Origin of the sequence: Frankia canadensis (assembly GCF_900197875.1) — a bacterium.
Lineage (GTDB): Bacteria > Actinomycetota > Actinomycetes > Frankiales > Frankiaceae > Frankia > Frankia canadensis.
On sequence record NZ_FZMO01000049.1, the window covers coordinates 1 to 17,688 of the forward strand.

The window sequence follows — 17,688 nt, forward strand, 5'->3', positions numbered from 1 at the left end:
ACAGCGTCGAGATCCTCACCCGACCGAGCCGTCGCCGCGACTACGGCCCCACGCTCGGACTCCGGGGGTGAATCTCGGGGCACGCTGTCCGCGGAGTGGTTCGCGCGGCAGTCGGATGTCGGCGGGCGTCCGTGCACACGCACTTCGACGTCGACTGGTCAGTCGCGTGGCGCATCGCCACGACCGCGCTGCGTGAACTTCAGGAGCAACTGACAACGCTCCTCAAGGCGGAGTTCCCGCTCGTCGCCAGCCAACTCGACCAGCCGCACTGACCACGATCGCGGTCGCCTGGCGGCCCAGAAATGCCCGGACCGCCGAAATTCGGGACACTTGTTCGATTCGCTTAGATGATGTGGCTGTCGGCGCGGTCACTGGACATCATCCCTGGTCAGGGCCCGGGTAGCGACCTGCCGGATAGCGATGTCAGGGCCAGCAGCCAAGATCGAACGGTTCGGATGCTGGTGCACATAGTCCATCACAGAGAGTAAATAGCCTCTGACCTGCGTAAATAGATTGCACCTACCCGCCGGACCGGTCGGGGTGCCTACGCCGATGGCGCCTCCGCGGGCGCACCGGCGAAGCGGTCCAGATCGCGGACCGCTTCCACCACAAAGCTTGCCTGCAAGCGCTGCCGGTCCGGGCGACGGGCGAGGCTCGCCCATCGCCCGGACCGCGCCGCCGGGCAGCGTGTTCTGTCAGGGCTGCGTCGGGCTGAGGATCCCGTCTACCTCGGCGTCGGTGAGGTTGTAGTTGTAGAACGTGGTGTAGAAGGTCTTGATCTCTTTCTCGATGTTCACGTCGGCGAAGCGGTCGGGGTGCAGGGTCTTGGCCAACCACAGCGGCTGCAGCGCGGACTCGGCGCTGCGTGCGGCCCAGACGAACACTCCGCGCGGGTTGGTGATCACGTGGTTGTTCCGCACCGCGGCGACGGTCGACCACCGGTCGTCCTTGAGGATTTCCTCGCAGGTCGAGTGGTCGCGGCAGATGATGTAGTCCGGGTTCCAGGCGACCACGGTCTCGAGCGTCACGGATTTGGCGGTGCCCTGAACCCCACTGTTCTCTGTGACGGCCACGCCACCGCCCTGCCGCGCCCAGACCTCGGCGATCGTCTTGCTGCCGTCGGTGCTCAACGGGTTGTCCGCCGTGTAGTAGATCTTCGGACGCTCCGCGTCGGGAAGGTCCTTCGTACCCTCGGCGGCGCGGCCGAGCGCACTGTCGTAGAACTCGGTGAACTTCTTCGCCCGCCCCGGCGCATCCCCGCCGAGCACATCAGCGATGAAGGAGACGCCGTCCTTGAGCTTGTCGGAGTTCGGGAAGCTGGCGACATCGAGAGCCGGAATCCCCAGGGCGGTGATCTTCTTTCGGAGCGTGTTGTTGCCGGCAGAGAGCAACACCAGGTCCGGCTTCTGCCCCAGCAGGACCTCGTTGTTCACCGTGGTCGTGTCCGTGCCGAAGACGGCGGTCTTCGACGCGAGCGGCGGGTAGATCTTCTTGAACAACGGCAACGTCGTCAGGTTGGTCTCAGTCACGCCAACCTGTCGCTCGATCGCACCGAGCAGGAAGATGATCTGCGTCACCGCCGGATAGTTGGTGACGATCCGCATCGGGTGCGACGGCACCTTGACGCTGTTACCGGACATGTCGACGACGGTGCGCGTCGTCGCCTCGGCCTCGGCCGTCTGGTGGGCTGAACCGCTCGGGGTGCTGGTGGAGTCGTCACCACAGGCGGTCAGGGCCAGGAGAGCCAGCAGTGCTGCCACCAGGACAGCGGTGAGGCGGCGATACAGGAAGCGGATATCTGCCATGTGTGAATGCAGTCCTCGAACGAGTGCTTTGACAGGATCTTCGGTCAGGTGAGGGAGTTGCCCGCATGCTGGCGACGGTCGGTCAGCTCTGACCGACCTCGAGCCGCGGAGAGGCGCGATCGCCGCTGACGGCGAGCTGGCCCATCGGCCGTTCGTGACCTGACCTGGCCAAGGTCAGGTCGACGGGGGCCGGCGGGGAATCACAGGCGATCGTCGCCCGCGGGCGCGTTCCGCATGGTGTCGGGTTCGCGCCCGGCAACGTGAGACGGAGCCGTCGGTGGGCGGCGGATGTGCGTGCACGCCGTCCGCTGTGGAGGGTCACGCGTTGGGTAGGTACCTGTGCGCACAGTCCTGATCCCGGCTCGGTGGTCGGCTGAGGGCGTGCGACGCTGCACCAAGATCTCAACAAGTCCGCGTATGCGGTCTATGCTGGCAATATAGACCGCATCTGCGCCGATGTGTTGGATCCGGCAACGAATTTGCGGACTCACCTCGGTCGTGATGGGTGGTGGCCCTGGCGACGTCGGTCGTTGCCCTGGCGGGCGTGCCTCCCGGCGTCGCCCCGACCGTCATCCCGTCTGGGAGATCGTGAAGGCTCCGCCCTCCGCGCGGACTCCCACGGAGGGCAGTGCGGTAGGACACGCGAGGGTGGAGTGCCGCTGTGGGACCACGGCGGCGAGTGTCCGGATCGTGTCTCGGTATCGGATCTTCCAGCGGCTGTGATGCCGCCAAATCGGATCTTTGCTTGACAGGGTGCCGCAGATGAGGATCAATGTTGGAGAAGGTTCCTCGTCTGCGGATCAGGGTGCAGTGTCGCCCGTCGAGCTCTGAGTACCTAAAACATCGCTGATCGTGCGCGCGGCCGCTGTGGGTCGCGTCGCGCGCCCCTCACCGCGAAGGACGACGTGCGCGCACATTCACCTCCGCCGGCGGAGCCGCATCATGACGACCCGCCGCCGCCTCCCGCCGCCCCCGGCAGGGCGGTCGATGCGGCGTCTCACGTTCCCTGGTACAGGAGCATCCACGGACCGGTGAACGTCACCTGTACATCTGTTTCATGCTCGACCCCGTCGTCGTCGGCTGGGACCGAGCAAGAAGCGCTGACCTCGTCCGAACCCTGCTCACCGAGGCCACGAGACCGGAGTGCCAGGTCAGGCTGAGCTGGTCGGTCGGCGATGTCGCCCTGTGGGACAACCGCGTCCTGCTGCACTACGGGGTCCGTGACTACGGTGCTTTTCCGCGCGAGCTGGAACGGGTGCTGATTGCCCGTCCGTCGACGTTCATCGAAGAACTTGTCTGAGGACTGCCACCGAACGAAGGGCTGACGCCATTACGATCGCGGACAGCGGGCGCGGCGGGCGGCGTCGCTCCTCCGCCGAGCAGGCCGTGCTCTGGTTGCTGATCGGGTGTGTACTGCTGGCGTCCTCCGCCTACGGGGTGCTCCTCCTGGTCGGGCCGTATGTGAAGGAGCTGGGCGGCAGCGAGGCGACCTACGGGGTGCTGTGCGCGGTGGCCGCTCCGTCGGCCGCGGTGGCCCTGCTGCTGTTGCTCCGGTACCCGCGCCGGGTCGCGCCGCACCGGCTGCTGGCCGGCGCCTGCGTGCTGTACGCCGCCGCCGCGGTGTTGGCCGCGAGCACCGACTCGGTGGGCGGCTTGCTCGTCGTGGCCAGCATCGTCCTGGGAACCGCCTGGTCGGTGACCTACACGGCGGCGCCGATGATCGCCTCGGATCTGGCGACGGACGCCGACCGGGCCACTCTCATCGGGTACGCGACGGGGACGATCCAGGTCGGCTTCGGGGTCGGGCCGGTGCTCGGCAACGCTCTGCGCCGGGCTGGGCTGTCCTACCAGGAGGTCTTCGTCGCCGGAGCCGGTCTCGCGCTGGCCGCTGCCCTGTTGGTGATCCCGCTGGCAGCGTGCCTGCGACGCCTGGCAAGCGCCGCCCCCCGTGCGCGCGGGGCCGACAGAGCCGACCACGCCGAGGGAACCGACCACGCCGATGGGGCCGACCACGCCGATGGGGCCGACCACGTCAATGGGGCCGGCCGCGCCGACAATGCCCCTCCTGTGCCCGGGCCCGTCCTGCGGGTGAGCGAGGAACGGGAGCCAGCCGGGGCCGAGCCGGTCGTCGCGGGCACCCGGACCCGGCGCCTCCTGCGCTCGCCGAGCGTCGTGCCGCTGGCGATGGTCCTGCTGTGCGCCTGCATCTTCACGTCGATGAACAGCTTCCAGACCACCTTCGCAGACAGCCGTGGTCTCGATTTCGACCTGTTCTACGTGACGTACACGATCGCGGTCATCGCGGTTCGCCTGGGCCTGTCGCGTTTCCTGCGCGACAGCGCGTCCGATCGTGTCGTCGCGGTGACGACCATCGGCATGATGGTCGCGGTCACCGCGTTCGTGTTCGTCGGATCGAGTCCGGTGCTCTACTGTGCGGCCTCGCTCGCGTTGGGCTGCACGTACGGCCTCGGGCTCCCGGCCTTTCAGGCCCGCGCCGTCAACCTCGCGGGGCCCGCCGAGCGGGCGCGGATGCTGCCGATGGCGGGGCTGCTGTTCGAGGTCTCCATCCTGCTCTTCCCGCTGGTCGCGGGCGTGATCGTGAGCTCGGGCGGCTATCGCGGCCTCTTCGCGGTGCTTCTCGCCATTACCGCTGTCGTCACCGCGCTCGGCCAGATCCGCGGACGTCCGTTCGAGCGCCCGCCAGCGGACCCGCCACCGGGCCCGTCCGCGAGCTCCGCCAGGAGCCCACGGTCGAGCCGGTCCGTGTTCGAGCCGGCACGCGCGCAGGCGGCGCCGTCCGGGCTCGCGCCACCATCTTCGCGCAGGCACACCGACTGACGTCCGCCCCGGGTGCGGCCGTGGCCAGGGCATCCAGAAGCGGCCCGCGAGCCGCGTTCATCACCGATCTGGAGGGTCCGATGTACTTCTCCGCCAGCTACGACCAGGGCCGCGGGCGGTTCCTCGCGGCCGCGTCCGACCGGGGCGCGCGCCTGCGGTCGTTCCGCAACGACACGGCCCGCGGTGCCGAAGGCGAGGAGCTGTTCACCGACGTCGCCTGCCTTGACGGTGCCGCCGCCGGCAGCGGTTCCGGCGACCGCGGCGCGGCGCTGGTGCTGGTCAGCGGGACGCACGGAGCGGAGGGGTTCGCCGGCTCTGCCTGCCAGCTCCGCTTCCTGACGGAGTTCGAACCGGCGTCCGTCCCGGGACTGTCAGTCGTGCTGGTACACGCGCTGAACCCGTTCGGCTTCTCGCACCGGCGCCGGGTAAACGAGCACAATGTCGACATCAACCGGAACTTCGTCGACCACGGTCGCGTCCCGGTCAACGAGGGTTACGCCGCGCTGCATCCACTGCTGCTGCCCGCGGACTGGGGCGGCTCCGCGCACGCCGCCGCGGACGAGAAGATCCTGCTGCACGTCGCCGAAGAGGGGGAGCGCGCGACCCAGCTCGCCATCACCGCGGGCCAGTACGACCACCCCGACGGCCTGTTCTACGGCGGGACGGCGCCGTGCTGGTCGAACGTGACCTGGCGGTCGATCATCCGGGAGCATCTTGCCGGCTACGACCAGATCGCCTACATCGACCTGCATACCGGGCTGGGGGAGCGGGGCGCGGCCGAACCGATCTTCCGCGGTGGTGCCGACGCGGCGGCGCCCGCCCGGGCCAGGGCCTGGTACGGGCCGGCGCTGACCGATTCCGACGAGGGGACGTCCAGCTCGACGCCCATCGGCGGCAACTCGGCCCAGGCGCTGGTGGAGGAGCTTCCCGGTGTCGAGCTGACAGCCATCACCCTTGAGTTCGGCACGCAGGACGCGCTGACGGTCCTGCGTGCCCTGCAGGCCGACAACTGGCTCTGGCAGCGGGGCACCTCGGTGGACGAGGATCGGGCCGCGGGCATCAGGGCGCTCGTCCGCGACGCGTTCGCCCCGGACGATGAGCGGTGGCGCGCCGAGGTCCTCGACCGGGGCCTGAGGATGATCGGCCGGGCGGTGGCCGGCCTCACCGGCGCCCCGCCGCCCGCGCCACTGAGCTGACGGGCCCGGCGCCAGCGGTCCGGGCGCTGTGATCCGGCGCGGTCCCCCGGCGTCAGTCGCCGATGACGAGGCGGTGCTGTGCGCGGGCGACCGCGGTCACCTCGGACGGCGGCACCAGGCGCAGGTCGAGCCGTCCATCGGGGAACATGGTCGTCACGAGCCGCAGGTCGGTGCGGCGCAGGCCGTCCGAGGCGAGGTCGCGCAGGGCATCCGCGAGGACGAGGTGGGCGACGCCCACCCCGGATCCCGACCCCTCGACGGTTGTGCCCGCGCTGACTATGCCCGCGGCACCCGTGCCCGCGGCACCCGTGCCCGCGGCGAGGCCTCCGACAACCGCGCCCTCGACGACGCCTCCGGCGACTGTGCCGTCGACCATCACCACGTCCGGGCCCAGCCGGGTCGGGTCCACCCGCAGCGCGCGCACCCGACCGACCTCGCCCGTCCAGACCGCGCCTGTGCGGTGAACGACCACCGCACCGACTCTCCGGGCCCCGGCAGCCCCGTCCGCCGCGCCGACGACGGAGTGCCGGCGTCCGTCGGGCAGCAGCGAGCGGCATCGGATCTCGACGCCGTGCCGCGCTGCCCAGACGACGGCCGAGTGGTGCAGCACCTTCGCGCCGTGCCGGGACATGGCCATCATCGTGTCGTAGTCGATCCGGGCCAGGGTCCGGGCGTCGGGGATCAGCTGCGGGTCGGCGGTGCAGATGCCGGGGGAGTCGGAGAAGATCTCGCAGCCGGGCGCGCCCAGCGCGGCCGCGGCGGCGATCGCGGAGAGGTCGGAGCTGTTCCGTCCGAGCATCACCGGACGTCCGTGCGGCCCGACGGCCTGACCGCCGGGCACGACGACAACTCCACCAGGCTCAGCCGCCTTCCTCAGCGCCGTCGCGTTGATCTCGACCAGGTCGGCGTGGTGTGGTTCGCCCATCCCGACGAACCCGGTGTCGGCGGCGGTCAGGGCGTGCGCCGCGAGACCGGCGTCGCGCAGCGCCGCGGTCATGAGCGTCACGTTGACGGTCTCGCCGCTCATCAGCGCGGCTGCGAGCAGCTCCCGGTCGGGATCGGGGCTGACCGCACGCATCTGCGCCGAGAGCCGGTCGGTCTCGCCGGCCACCGCGCTGACCACCACGACCACGCGTGCTGATGACCGCCCACCGCGCCGGCTGGCGACGTGCCGCGCGATCACCCGGTGCGCGCCGGGCGATGCGAACGACGCGCCGCCGAACTTGAGGACGAGCGGCTCCGGTTCCCCGCTCATGCCCATGACGACTCGGCCGCCAGCCGCGCGATCTCCAGCGCCGTCAGCGCGGCGCCGACGACCAGGTTGTCGGCGACCACCCACAGCAGCAGCGAGCACGGGTCGTCCGGGTCGGCGCGGACCCGCCCCACGTGGACTAGCGCGCTGCTCTCCGGGGACGCGCACACTTGCCGCGGCATCGGATAGCCGTCGTCCGCGCCGTAGATCCGCAGCCCGGGAGCCGCGCGCAGGACGTCGAGCGCGTCCCGGGCGTCGACCGGTCTGTCGAAGGTGACGTGCACTGCCTCCGCATGTCCGTTCACCACGGGGACGCGCACCGCCGTAGCGGCGACCCGAAGCCCCGGCAGGCCGAGGATCTTGCGCGGCTCGCGGCGCAGCTTGTGCTCCTCGTGCGAGATCCCGTCGTCGTCGCGCAGACCGATCTCGGGCACCAGGCTGAACGCCAGCGGCTGCCCGAACCGGCCCGACGCGCCGGCGGACGGCCCGGTGGACTGCGCCCGGTCCAGGATCGCCCGTGACGTCGCCGCGAGCTCGTCGAGGCCACGCAGGCCGCCGCCGGACGCCGCCTGATAGGTCGCCACGATCAGCCGCTCCAGCTCGCCGAGCGCCCGCAGCGGGTGCAGCGCGCGGACGAGCTGGATCGTCGAGCAGTTCGGAACGGACGCGATCCCGCGGGCGGGCCGGGTGGCCATCGTCTGCGGGTTCACCTGCGGGACCACCAGGGGGATGTCGTCGTCCATCCGGAACGCCGAGCTGTTGTCGACGACCAGCGCGCCGGCCGCGGCGACGACCGGGCCGAGCTCCCGGCTGATCGGCGCCCCGGCGCTGAAGATCGCCAGGTCGAGCCCGGACGGGTCGAAGTCGTCCAGCGCGACGACCTCGTCGACCTTCAGCGACAGCCCGTACTCGGCGGCGAGGTCCCGTCCGGCGGAGCCGGCCGATGCCACCGGGACGACCCGCCCAAGGCCCGCCAGAGCACCGGAGTCGAGCAGCTCCAGGCACTGCTTGCCGACGACGCCCGTCGCGCCGATGACGGCGATGTCCACTGTGCTCGTCCTCTCTCGCGCCGCTGTGTCCGTTCTGTCGGTCAGTCCGTGCCGACCGCGGCCTCGTCGGCGAACTGGGCGTCGAGGTCGACCCAGCCGCCGTCGGCGAACAGCACCTCACCGGTGACGTAGGTGGCGGCGTCCGAGGCCAGGAACACCGCCGGCCCCGCGATCTCCGCCGGCCGCGCCCAGCGTCCTAGCGCCACCTTCTCCGCGTACGCGCCCGCCCACGCCTTGCTGGCCCGGATGGGCTCGGTCAGCGCCGTCTCGACCGGACCGGGCGCGATCGCGTTGACGCGTACCCCGCACGGCCCCAGCTCGGCGGCGAGGACGCGCACCATCTGGGCCAGCGCGGCCTTCGTTCCGGCGTAGATCACCTGTCCGGGCTCGACCACCCGGCTGCTGATCGAGGAGATCACGATGATGCTGCCGTGACCCTGCGCGGACATGATCCGGCCGGCCCCGCGCAGGACGTGGAAGCCGCCGCGCAGGTTCACGTCGGTGACGGCCTCGAACTCGGCGTCGGTGTACTCGACCAGCGGCTTCCTGATGTTGATCCCCGGGGTGCCGACCGCCACATCGAGCCGGCCGTGCTCTGCGGCGACCTTGTCCAGCATGGTGTCGACGTCCGCGGACCTGCGCACGTCGACCACGCTCGCCTCGGCCCGGCCGCCGACGGCCTCGATCATGCTCGCGGTCTCCGCGACGCCCGCACGGTCCAGGTCGGCGCAGGCGACGAACGCGCCGTTCTCGGCGAAGGCGATCGCGATCGCCCGGCCAATGCCCGACGCCGCACCGACGACCGCCGCGGTCCTGCCCTCGAGTCCCAACATTCCCGCTCCGTTCTGCTCTACTGTGTGGCGTCCCGGTGTCTGCGGCTGAAGCCGTCGAGGATCGCCTGGATGGTCTGTTCGGACCGGACGTGGACCATGCAGAGGATCCGGTCGCCGGGCCGGGTGTGCCGCGCGAAGTGGGCGTTGACCAGGTCGTCGTCGCTGGTGGGTCGGGTTCGGTACAGGTCTGCGGGCACGCCGATGCCGGCGAGTCGTCCTGACCGGCGGTCGAACCGCGCGCCCGGCGCGAGCGCCCGCGCCACCCGCGACGCGAGGTCGCCGATCCGGGCGTCGCGCCGCTCCCGCTGCGGATCGGGGTAGAGCACCGCTCCAGGCAGCCGCCCGTAGGCGCGCATCGCGCAGTAGGCGACAGGGTTGTAGGTGCGCAGCACGCTGATCCGTGGGAACTCCGCCCTGCTCACGACGTCGTCGAGCAGGGCCAGCCAGCTCGCGCTGAACGCGGCGCCGCCCCGCAGGTCCCGGGCGACGAACTGGACGCCGATGTGCAGGAACCGCTCCCCGTCGGCTGTCGACGCCCAACTCGCTCCGAGTACCCCGACCGGACGTCCGCTGCCGTCACCGCTGCCGGTAGCGTCGCCGTCACCGGTGTCGAGGCAGACGACGAGGTGCTCGGCGGAGCGGAACAGGTCGGGGCGGGCTGCGAACAGCGCGTCCATCCGGAGGTCGGGCAGCGCCCTCGCCAGACCGGCCTTGAGCCAGGCGTCCGCCGCCGGGCCGAGCGGGTTGCGGCCGGCGGAGAAACGCAGCAGGCCGTCGTCCGCACCGATCGGAGCCGGGACGGAGCCGGTCGGGGCCGGGTCGGTCGGGACACTGGTGGCGGACACTGCTCAGACGACCCCGGCGGCCAGGGTGCGGCCCGCCTCGAGCGCGTCCGCTGGCTGGGCCACCACGTGCCGGTAGAGCTCGATGAAGTAGGCCACCCACAGGCTGGCGACGACGGTCACGTGCTCGATCACCCGCCTCTCGTCCTCGGGGGTGTTCACCAGGGAGGCCAGGACCTCCCATACGAACGTGGCGTGCTCGTCCTCGATGTCCGTGCCGACGTGGCGGCGGGCTCCGGCGAGCTTCTCCCGGCCCAGCGACTCCTCCAGGTTCCGCACCCAGGACGGCTGGGTCTTCGTCGTCACGTACTCGACGAAGTAGACGCTGCTCAGCAGGGCCAGCGGTGTTCCCTCGAACTCCATGCCGTACTGCAGGTAGCCGGTGAGCAGCTTGGTGGACTGGAACGGCTCGGTGGAGTAGATCTCCTCCTTGGTGACGCCCACCTTGGCCAGGTCGCCGGCGAACCACTCGTCGTGCAGCATCTCGTCCTCGACGTAGTGCGCCCACTTGGCGCCCCGCACCGGGTCCCGCTTCGTGAAGTAGCCGATCGCGAGCGCGTCGACGGTCCGCTTGCGGCGTAGCCGCAGGATCGTCTCGATGTTGTGGCGCTTGTAGTACTCGAGGTTGATGTCCGACCCGGACCTCTGGTGGTCCGCGTACGGCACTTCGGCGTAGAACTTCTCGATCTTGGCGTCGAGCAGCTCGTCGACCTGGCTGCGCAAATCCGATGTGGTGGTCGCCGGCCGGGCGCGAGCCGCGGCTCGCGGCTCGCCGAACCAGTCGCGCGGGTTGTCGTCCATCGAGGTCTCCTCTCGGGGGGTTCGGTCCGGCGCGGGCGCGGTGGCGCGGGGCACGGTGTGGTTCGGAGCGGGAGATTCACGGGGCGCGGTTTTACCGGGCGGGGGTCAGCAGCCGCAGTCGGGGGTGCGCCGCCGCCGCAGCCGCCGGGCCGGAACCGGCCCGGCGACGGTGCTCCCGTCCTCGTCCGTCATGACGGTGTCGGCGCAGGTGAACGTGAGCGCGTACCGGGTCGTGGGGGTCAGGCCGAAGCCCAGGTGCACCACGCCGTTGCTCGCGCCGTACATCTCGTTCAGGCCGCAGTTGCCGGGCTGCTGGTGCAGCACCGGGTTGAGGCCGATGCCGAACTCCCACACGATCCGGTAGGCGTCGTCCACGGCGTAGAGGTCGGTCAGGGCCGCGACCGCGCGTTTCGCCGCCGGCTCGGCCGGGCGGACGTCCGTCACCATGCCGTCGGCCAGGTCGAGGATCACCGGACTCTCGCGCAGGACGTCGAGGTCCTCGAACAGTCTGGCCTGCTCCGCAAGGCATACCAGGTCGTCGCCGCGGTGCACGATCGGCGCGCCGTACAGCGTGACCGACCCGTTCAGGCCGAGCCGCCGTGAGGTGTCGAAGAGGTACAGCCCGGTCGGCGCGGCGCTTGCCTCACCCGACGGCGCGATCTGCTGCTCGCCGGGCGCGAGCGGGCCGGCCTGCTGGTTCCATTCGTAGTCGCCGGAGACGGTGAAGGTCGCGGATGTCGACTCACGCGCCGCGGTCAGCCAGACGAACGGGGTCTCGCTGAGCGCGGCGAACAGCCGGTCCGCCCGCGCCTCGAGGGCGACGGGGTCGGTGTGCTCCACTGCGGTCAGGAAGTAGGCGACCTGGGCATCGGTGACGGGCGTCGATCCGCAGGGCATGACCACGACTCGCCGGGTCGGGCCGATCGCGGCGGGCTCCGGGGAGGTGACGAAACGGTCCGGGCAGACCACGAAGATGTCGGCGTCGGCCGGGCAGCGGCCGGAGAGCAGCACCGCCTCGAGGGACTCGTCGGTGTCGATCGCGCCGATTCCGCAGTGCCGATACCGGGTGCTCGGGGCGAGCACGAAATTCTCGACCCGGTCGGCCTGGGTCAGCAGCAGGAATGTCTCGCTGGGGTTCCCGAACTCGCGGTGCCGGTCCGGATGCACGACGAACAGGGTCACAGGGCCACCCCCGGGCTCGGGAAGAATTGCGCGGGTGAATTCGTGGAGAAAAGCGTCGCGATGCACATCGGAAAGAAATGTGCCGAGAGAAGGCGTGCGGTGGTGGAACTCGATCTGGGGTGGGTCGGCCCGGTCAAAGCCGACCCACCCCAGTCGACGGCATCAGCCGAGGAGGGTGCCCAGGTAGCGGTCGTTCTTCTTGACCTGGATCTTCTTCTGCTGCTCCATGCTGGTCACCTCCTTTTTCTCATCCCGTAGGGTCGGGCTGTCGACGAGCCGGACAGTGCGCTCGTCGCGCCGATCAGCTGGCCAGGCCGACCGGAGTCTGGGACGGCACCACCGTGACCTCGCGGTCCGGGGTGCCGAGGAGTACTTCGCCGTTGCCGTTCGTGACGACGGTGCCGGGGGCGATGATGTCGAGGTGGTACTGGGTGAACGGAGTGAGCCCGATTCCCCAGTGCAGGCATCCGTTCTCGGCGCCGAACACCTCGTTCATCGCGTGGTTCCCGGCGAGCAGTTCGTGGGTGGTGTTTACGGCGTGGCCGATCTCCCACACGAGCCGGTAGCGGGAGTCGACCAGAAAAAGGGCTTCGAGCATCTCGATGACCCTCTGGCCGCCCAGGTCGGTGGCGGCGAGGTGTGTTATCTCGCCGTCTTCGACAGTAGCTGTTACCGGGTGGTTGTGCAAGGGCCAGAGTTCGCTGTGAATGCGCTTCTGGTCGCGGCGCGCGAATGACGGGGTGCCGGAATGCAGAATCGGGAAACCGCCGATGACGATCTCGCCGTCGAGCGGGAGCCGCAGGTGTTCTCCGAACTCCCTGATGTCAATCGGCAGAACGCTGATCTCCCCGCCGGGGACTATCTGCTGCTCGCCCCAGTCAACCCGCCCGGCCTGCTGGTTCCACACCAGCTCGCGCTCCCACAGCCGCAGGCGCGCAACGGTGCCGAACCGCTCGTCCCGATACTCGAGCAGGTCGCCGCGTTCGGCCAGCTCGAAGAAGCGGTCGGAGAAAGCCTCCTGCGCGTCCGGGTCAGTCGTCTCCACACAGCGCAGGAAATGTTCCAGTGTGGCGTGGTCGGTGGGAGTGGAGTTGCACGCCATGCCGAGCAGCTTCCGGCGTGGGCCGAGAACGTCCTGCGGCGGCGACTCGAAGAAGCAGTCGGGCGACATGACCAGCACGTGGGCCTGCTCCGGGACGTCCTCTCGCATTATACGTTCGAAATCGGTGTTCCCGCCGGTGAAAACGATGACCCGATGGCCGAGATAACCGTCGGTGTTTACTACTCGCACCGACTCCAGCAGCGACGTGTTCGTCACCAGGCAGAATTCGGTGCCGGAGGGATCGCCGAACTGGCGAATTCTCGTGGGGTCAACGACGAGTTCTGGCATGGAATTTCCTCCGAGGCGAGGGTGGCTGGCGGCGCCCGTCTCCCGGCGGGCCGCTGCTCGCATTGAGGATGCATCTCCTCGGTCGCCTTCGACCGTGTGAGCTAAATGTTCGTGCCACGGTTCTGCGTATCTGGTTGACGCATCAACGGCACCGTCGTCGTGCGGTGTGCGTCAGGAACCAGGGAGCCGCAGTTGCTCTCAGGGGTGGCCGGGGATATCTTTCTCCGGCTACCCCGATCCGCTGACCGAACGGATCTGCTGTGAACGAATATTATCGTGCCCGGCCGGGATAGGGAAGGGCTGAGAGGTAAGAAAATTCGCGCTTCGTGGGTCGAGTTGTTTGCCGTGCCTACGCCGTGCCAGGCACGCCGAACGCACACAGCCTGTCGAGGTCATGGGAATCGTCGTCGCCTCAGCCGTTCTGACCCGGGGCGAGCCGGGCGGGAATCGGTACGCAGGTGCGAACCTCGCGGCTGCCATCGAGGGTAGGCAGATCGACCCCGGTCACGTGCACCGGAACGCCGTAGAGACTGCTGAGGCTTTCGCCCGTCACCACCTCGTCCGGATGTCCGTTCGCCACGACCTGCCCGTCCTTCATCAGCACCGCCCGGTCAGAGTAGGTCAGGGCGTGTGACGGCTGATGGGACGTCATGATCACCGAATGGTCGTCCTGGGCGAGCTCCGTGACGACCTGGAGGATGCGCACTTCGTTGCCGTAGTCCAGGGCGGCGGTTGGCTCGTCGAGAATGAGCACGGGTGCCTGCTGGACGAGGGCGCGCGCCAGCAGGACGAGCTGGCGCTCACCCCCGGAGAGCTGGGCGAACGAGCGGTCGGCGAGTCGTGCCACCCCGAGCCGGTCGAGCTGTTCGAGCGCGCCGCGCCGGTCAGCCGGGCTGGGCGAGGCCAGCGCGCCGAGATGCGGCGTGCGGCCCATGACCGCGATGTCGAGCGCGGTGAACGGGAACGGTGTTGACGCGCTCTGCGGTACGTAGGCGACCAGCCTCGCGAGCTCGCGGGCCGAGAGGGCGACGACGTCATGTCCACTGATCTGGACGGTGCCTCGCCGTGGCCGGAGCAGGCCCAGCAGGCACTTCAGCAGGGTGGTTTTGCCCGCCCCGTTCGGCCCGAGCAGGCAGCAGACCTCGGATTCCTCGACGGTCAGCGTCACCCCGGTCAGCCGGTGGCCGCCGCGGGGGTAGGTGAAGGTAAGATCGTCGAGCTGAACGCGCGGAATGGCGGGCCCGCCCGCCTTCGCCCTCGCTCCGCGCGCCGCCTCAGGGGGTGTCCCCGCGGCCGCTTCGGGCGTCGTTTCGGAGGTCAGAGCCACTGGCGGCCAGCCTTGGCGAGGAGCGCGACGAAGAACGGCGCGCCGATGAGTGCGGTCAGGATGCCCAGCGGCAGGTCGAGCGTGGTGGCGGTGCGCGCGACGTCGTCGACGACGAGCAGGTAGGCGGCGCCGAGCATCGTCGTCATCGGAAGCATGCGGTTGAACGACGGCCCGACGGCGAACCGTGCCAGGTGGGGGACGACGAGACCGACCCAGCCGATGATGCCCGCGATGCTGACGGCGGTCGCCGTCATGAGCGTGGACGCGGTGATCGTCACTGCCCAGATCCTCGTCCGGTTCACCCCCAGGGAGCGGGCCTCATCATCGCCGGTGGCGAGGACTGTCAGCGGCCAGCGCACCGCGTAGAGCACGATGAGACATACCCCGATGATCATGCTGGGCAGGATCAGGCTGTGCATGCTGGCCCGGCCCAGGTTCCCGAACAGCCAGAAGGTGATCTCCGGCAGCGTGGTCTCCGGGTTGGCGAGGTACTGCGCGCTCGAGATCAGCGCGTTGAACATCGCTCCGATGATCACTCCGCCGAGCACCAGGATGATCAGTGAACCGCGCCCCACCACCCGCGCGATCGTCACGGCCAGCACCGCCGCGAGCAGCCCGCAGCCGAACGACATCGTCTGCAGCGCCGCGGTCGGGAGGCCGATCAGGATCGACACCGACGCGCCGAAGCCCGCTCCCGCGGCCACCCCGAGCACCTCCGGGGAGACCAGCGGATTGCGGAACATCGTCTGGTAGGCCGCTCCCGATGAGGAGAGCGCCGCCCCCACCAGCAGCGCGGCGAGGATGCGTGGCAGGCGGATGTTCATGACCACCGCCCGGTCCTGGCCCTGGACACCGGCACCGATGCCGGCGACCTCGTGGGCGAGGATCCGCACGACCGTCACCGGGCTCAGCGAGTATCGGCCAAGGCCGAAGGAGATCACCACGAGGACCAGCAGCACGACGCCGAGCAGGATGGTGCGCCCGCTGTCCGCCGGCCACAGCCGCATCTGCGCTCTGACCGGCTCGGCAGCTTCGACCGGCCTCGCCGGCACCGCTTTCTGGCGTGCGTCCGCCGACTGTGACTCGGCCGTCGTCTCGTCCGCCCTCGTCTCGTCCGCCGTCGTCTCGTCCGCTGCTGGTGGGACCGCCGGCGGTGGGACCGCGGGCGGCGATGGGATGGTCGGTGGCGCGCTCACTGGTGCGCCGCCTGCCTGGTCGGAAGGCCCCTGATGATCGGTAGCACCTTACTGGCGAACAGTCGGACGGAGTTCTGCTGCACCCGCAGTGGGACAGTGCCGCTGAACGAGGGGCGGATGTTGACCTGCTCGACGCCCAGCTCGTCCCGTAGCGCGGTCAGCCGCCGGGCCACGGTCTCCGGGCCGCCGACGATCGCCGTCTCGCGGAGGAACCGGACTGGGTCGAGTTCGGGGGGACCGGCTGTCCGATGGCCGTGTTCGTCGCCACCGAGGGACGCCAGCCGTCCGGTGAGCCGTTCCACGATCGGCCGGGCGATCTGGTCCGCCTCCCCGTCGGTTCGTGCGACCAGGCAGAACCGCTCGACCCGCAGGTCCGCGGTGCGGCCGCCTCGGGAGACGTACAGTGCGGCCTGCTCGGCCATCGCCTGGGTCGTCCCGGTGGCGGCGAGCAGGAGCCCGTAGCGTCTGCCCGCCGCCCAGACGATCGACTCGTCGGTGTGGGCCGCGATCTCGACGGGCGGATGCGGGTGCTGCACGGGCGTCGGCCCGACGCGGTACTGCGCCCCGTCGGCGACGACGGAGCACCCCCGCCAGTACCTGAGCACGGTGTCGAGCGCCTCGGGCAGGTCGGCGTCGCCGCCCGGGCACCGGGTGACCCGGGCGTAGTCGGCGACGGGCCAGCCCACGCCCAGGATCACCCGGCCGCCGGAGAGGCGGTCGAGGGTGGCGAGATCCGCGGCGAGCCGGATCGGGTCGTACTGCGCCACGTGCAGCGCCGTGAACCCGAGCCTGATCCGGCTGGTGACGGCTGCGGCCGCCGCCGCGAGTGGGATCGGTGCCGGCTGTGCCCGCAGTGTGCGGGAGCCGACCGAGGTGAGATGGCCGTCGGTGAACCAGAGACTGTCGAAGCCGAGGGCCTCGGCGGTCCGGCTCAGCTCCGTGACTGAGGTCGGACCGCCCGTCTCGAGGTCGCCGCGGCCACCGGGAAGACCGAATCGCATGTCGGTAGTCACGATCATTTGTCCTCGACCTGCAGGATCAGGTCGCGATCGGCCTCGGTTGGTTCGTAGTGGAAGAACTTCTGGTAGAAGTCGCGGGTCTCGGCGCACATGTCGAGGTCGGTGAACAGGTCGGGGTGCAGCGCCTGGGGCGCCCACTGGATCTGCAGCGCCTCCTCGGGGCCGAACCGGTCCCACGGGCAGAGGCCCTGTGGGTTGAAGCGAAGCCGGTTGCCCTTGACGGCCGGTGGAATCGGCGGAGTCTTCGGAGTCGCCGCATCCGGCGACGAGCGCGGCCATCGTGACGGTGACCGCGGGCGCCACAATCCGACCGTTGCCCGGCGGACGCACACCCGGCCGCCGCCCATCCGGAGGGGACCCGGGCGGAGGGCTTGCGGCCGGTCACGCTCAGGGCTTCCGCCGCAAGCTTCGAGCGAGTGCCGCGGAATGCGGATGGACCGTGGTCTCACGTGTTCCCCCCGACCATGGGCATGACCTGACAATCAGAAAGTGATCAATTGGCTACCGGTGGTGCGTCCGCGCGCGGGGTAGGGCGCCGCCACGGCTGGGGCGGGGAGCCGGCGCCGTCGCTTCTCCTTAGGAGCGGAACAAGAAGAGCATAACTTCCGCATCTGCGGATTGTCAGCGCCAGCCGTCCCCTGATCTGCGGTTTCTGGCGCTGCCGGGTCGCGCCGGTAACGGCCCGGTGTTCCCGAGGTACTCGGCTTGTAAAACCAGTCGAGGTCGACGTTCACCGAAACCCAGGGTCGTCCGTTATTACACCATTTAGACCTAGATGACCTGTATGTCAGGACCGGGCTGCCTCGCAGGGTGGGGCAGGCTCTGTCGTTGCCGCAACTGCGGGGGAGACCGAGACGGATGCTCCTCATCTGCGGATACTTACTACGCTGCGGGCAGCAAACGCTTCGGAGCATCGGTGCCGGGGCTCTTGCCCGGCCCCGTAGGCACCCCCCACCCC

At 70.0% G+C, this 17,688-nt stretch carries 17 protein-coding genes; 5 read left to right on the forward strand and 12 right to left on the reverse strand.

From position 1 onward, the window contains the following. Positions 1-131: 131 nt before the first annotated feature. Positions 132-272, forward strand: a complete 141-nt coding sequence (locus C1A33_RS05925) for a ribonuclease HepT family protein (RefSeq protein ID WP_243407237.1) — start codon at positions 132-134, stop codon at positions 270-272. Between the two features lie 423 nt (positions 273-695). Here the strand turns inward: C1A33_RS05925 and C1A33_RS05930 are convergent, their stop codons facing one another. Continuing rightward, positions 696-1,805, reverse strand: coding sequence for an ABC transporter substrate-binding protein (locus C1A33_RS05930; RefSeq protein ID WP_101830513.1), 1,110 nt, complete (start codon positions 1,803-1,805; stop codon positions 696-698). Between the two features lie 1,006 nt (positions 1,806-2,811). Between C1A33_RS05930 and C1A33_RS05935 the strand changes: the two genes are divergently transcribed. From C1A33_RS05935 to C1A33_RS05945, 3 genes are all read left to right on the forward strand, one after another. Further along, positions 2,812-3,105, forward strand: a complete 294-nt coding sequence (locus C1A33_RS05935; protein WP_101830514.1) for a TauD/TfdA dioxygenase family protein — start codon at positions 2,812-2,814, stop codon at positions 3,103-3,105. A gap of 86 nt (positions 3,106-3,191) precedes the next feature. Beyond that, positions 3,192-4,643 (forward strand): MFS transporter, encoded by a 1,452-nt coding sequence (locus tag C1A33_RS05940; protein WP_165818240.1) that lies wholly within the window; start codon positions 3,192-3,194, stop codon positions 4,641-4,643. A 20-nt stretch (positions 4,644-4,663) separates the two neighbouring features. Then, positions 4,664-5,839 (forward strand): M14 family metallopeptidase, encoded by a 1,176-nt coding sequence (locus tag C1A33_RS05945; RefSeq protein ID WP_133150571.1) that lies wholly within the window; start codon positions 4,664-4,666, stop codon positions 5,837-5,839. Positions 5,840-5,891: 52 nt separating this feature from the next. Here the strand turns inward: C1A33_RS05945 and C1A33_RS05950 are convergent, their stop codons facing one another. The 6 genes from C1A33_RS05950 to C1A33_RS05975 all read right to left on the reverse strand — a co-directional run bounded on the left by C1A33_RS05950 (position 5,892) and on the right by C1A33_RS05975 (position 11,798). After that, positions 5,892-7,094, reverse strand: a complete 1,203-nt coding sequence (locus tag C1A33_RS05950) for an amino acid kinase family protein (protein WP_165818241.1) — start codon at positions 7,092-7,094, stop codon at positions 5,892-5,894. Beyond that, the gene (locus C1A33_RS05955; RefSeq protein WP_101830518.1) at positions 7,091-8,140 is read right to left on the reverse strand and encodes an aspartate-semialdehyde dehydrogenase; all 1,050 of its coding nucleotides are present in this window, start codon (positions 8,138-8,140) and stop codon (positions 7,091-7,093) included. The genes C1A33_RS05950 and C1A33_RS05955 overlap by 4 nt, the downstream gene beginning before the upstream one ends. 41 nt (positions 8,141-8,181) lie before the next feature. Then, positions 8,182-8,973, reverse strand: coding sequence for an SDR family NAD(P)-dependent oxidoreductase (locus tag C1A33_RS05960; protein WP_101830519.1), 792 nt, complete (start codon positions 8,971-8,973; stop codon positions 8,182-8,184). A gap of 17 nt (positions 8,974-8,990) precedes the next feature. Continuing rightward, positions 8,991-9,818 carry a hypothetical protein gene (locus C1A33_RS05965; RefSeq protein ID WP_101830520.1) on the reverse strand — a complete coding sequence of 276 codons (828 nt, stop codon included), beginning with the start codon at positions 9,816-9,818 and terminating at the stop codon, positions 8,991-8,993. A gap of 3 nt (positions 9,819-9,821) precedes the next feature. Beyond that, positions 9,822-10,616: an iron-containing redox enzyme family protein gene (locus tag C1A33_RS05970; RefSeq protein ID WP_101830521.1), complete on the reverse strand. Its 795-nt coding sequence runs from the start codon at positions 10,614-10,616 to the stop codon at positions 9,822-9,824. A gap of 105 nt (positions 10,617-10,721) precedes the next feature. Then, on the reverse strand, positions 10,722-11,798 hold the full coding sequence (locus tag C1A33_RS05975; RefSeq protein WP_101830522.1) for a M29 family metallopeptidase: 1,077 nt from the start codon (positions 11,796-11,798) through the stop codon (positions 10,722-10,724). Positions 11,799-11,840: 42 nt separating this feature from the next. Here C1A33_RS05975 and C1A33_RS34015 point away from each other — a divergent pair, with 42 nt between their 5' ends. Continuing rightward, a complete protein-coding gene (locus C1A33_RS34015; protein WP_133150572.1) occupies positions 11,841-12,056 on the forward strand; it encodes a hypothetical protein in 216 nt (71 codons plus the stop codon). 43 nt (positions 12,057-12,099) lie between these two features. Here the strand turns inward: C1A33_RS34015 and C1A33_RS05980 are convergent, their stop codons facing one another. The 5 genes from C1A33_RS05980 to C1A33_RS06000 all read right to left on the reverse strand — a co-directional run bounded on the left by C1A33_RS05980 (position 12,100) and on the right by C1A33_RS06000 (position 17,035). After that, a complete protein-coding gene (locus C1A33_RS05980; RefSeq protein WP_101830523.1) occupies positions 12,100-13,188 on the reverse strand; it encodes a hypothetical protein in 1,089 nt (362 codons plus the stop codon). Between the two features lie 412 nt (positions 13,189-13,600). Then, on the reverse strand, positions 13,601-14,515 hold the full coding sequence (locus tag C1A33_RS05985; protein WP_243407239.1) for an ABC transporter ATP-binding protein: 915 nt from the start codon (positions 14,513-14,515) through the stop codon (positions 13,601-13,603). Next, on the reverse strand, positions 14,506-15,711 hold the full coding sequence (locus C1A33_RS05990) for a FecCD family ABC transporter permease (RefSeq protein WP_243407240.1): 1,206 nt from the start codon (positions 15,709-15,711) through the stop codon (positions 14,506-14,508). Before C1A33_RS05990 ends, C1A33_RS05985 begins: the two co-directional genes overlap by 10 nt. After that, complete coding sequence (locus C1A33_RS05995; protein ID WP_165818243.1) at positions 15,708-16,724, reverse strand: LLM class flavin-dependent oxidoreductase; 1,017 nt, start codon at positions 16,722-16,724, stop codon at positions 15,708-15,710. The genes C1A33_RS05990 and C1A33_RS05995 overlap by 4 nt, the downstream gene beginning before the upstream one ends. A gap of 2 nt (positions 16,725-16,726) precedes the next feature. Then, entirely contained in the window at positions 16,727-17,035 is a 309-nt protein-coding gene (locus tag C1A33_RS06000; protein WP_207770180.1) for a hypothetical protein, read from the reverse strand. Positions 17,036-17,688: the final 653 nt, after the last annotated feature.

What these genes read in the sequence shown, in the direction of transcription:
- C1A33_RS05930 (WP_101830513.1), bottom strand. Translation starts at nt 1,805, where the DNA reads ATGGCAGATATCCGCTTCCTGTATCGCCGCCTCACCGCTGTCCTGGTG.
- C1A33_RS05950 (WP_165818241.1), bottom strand. Translation starts at nt 7,094, where the DNA reads ATGAGCGGGGAACCGGAGCCGCTCGTCCTCAAGTTCGGCGGCGCGTCG.
- C1A33_RS05960 (WP_101830519.1), bottom strand. Translation starts at nt 8,973, where the DNA reads ATGTTGGGACTCGAGGGCAGGACCGCGGCGGTCGTCGGTGCGGCGTCG.
- C1A33_RS05970 (WP_101830521.1), bottom strand. Translation starts at nt 10,616, where the DNA reads ATGGACGACAACCCGCGCGACTGGTTCGGCGAGCCGCGAGCCGCGGCT.
- C1A33_RS05980 (WP_101830523.1), bottom strand. Translation starts at nt 13,188, where the DNA reads ATGCCAGAACTCGTCGTTGACCCCACGAGAATTCGCCAGTTCGGCGAT.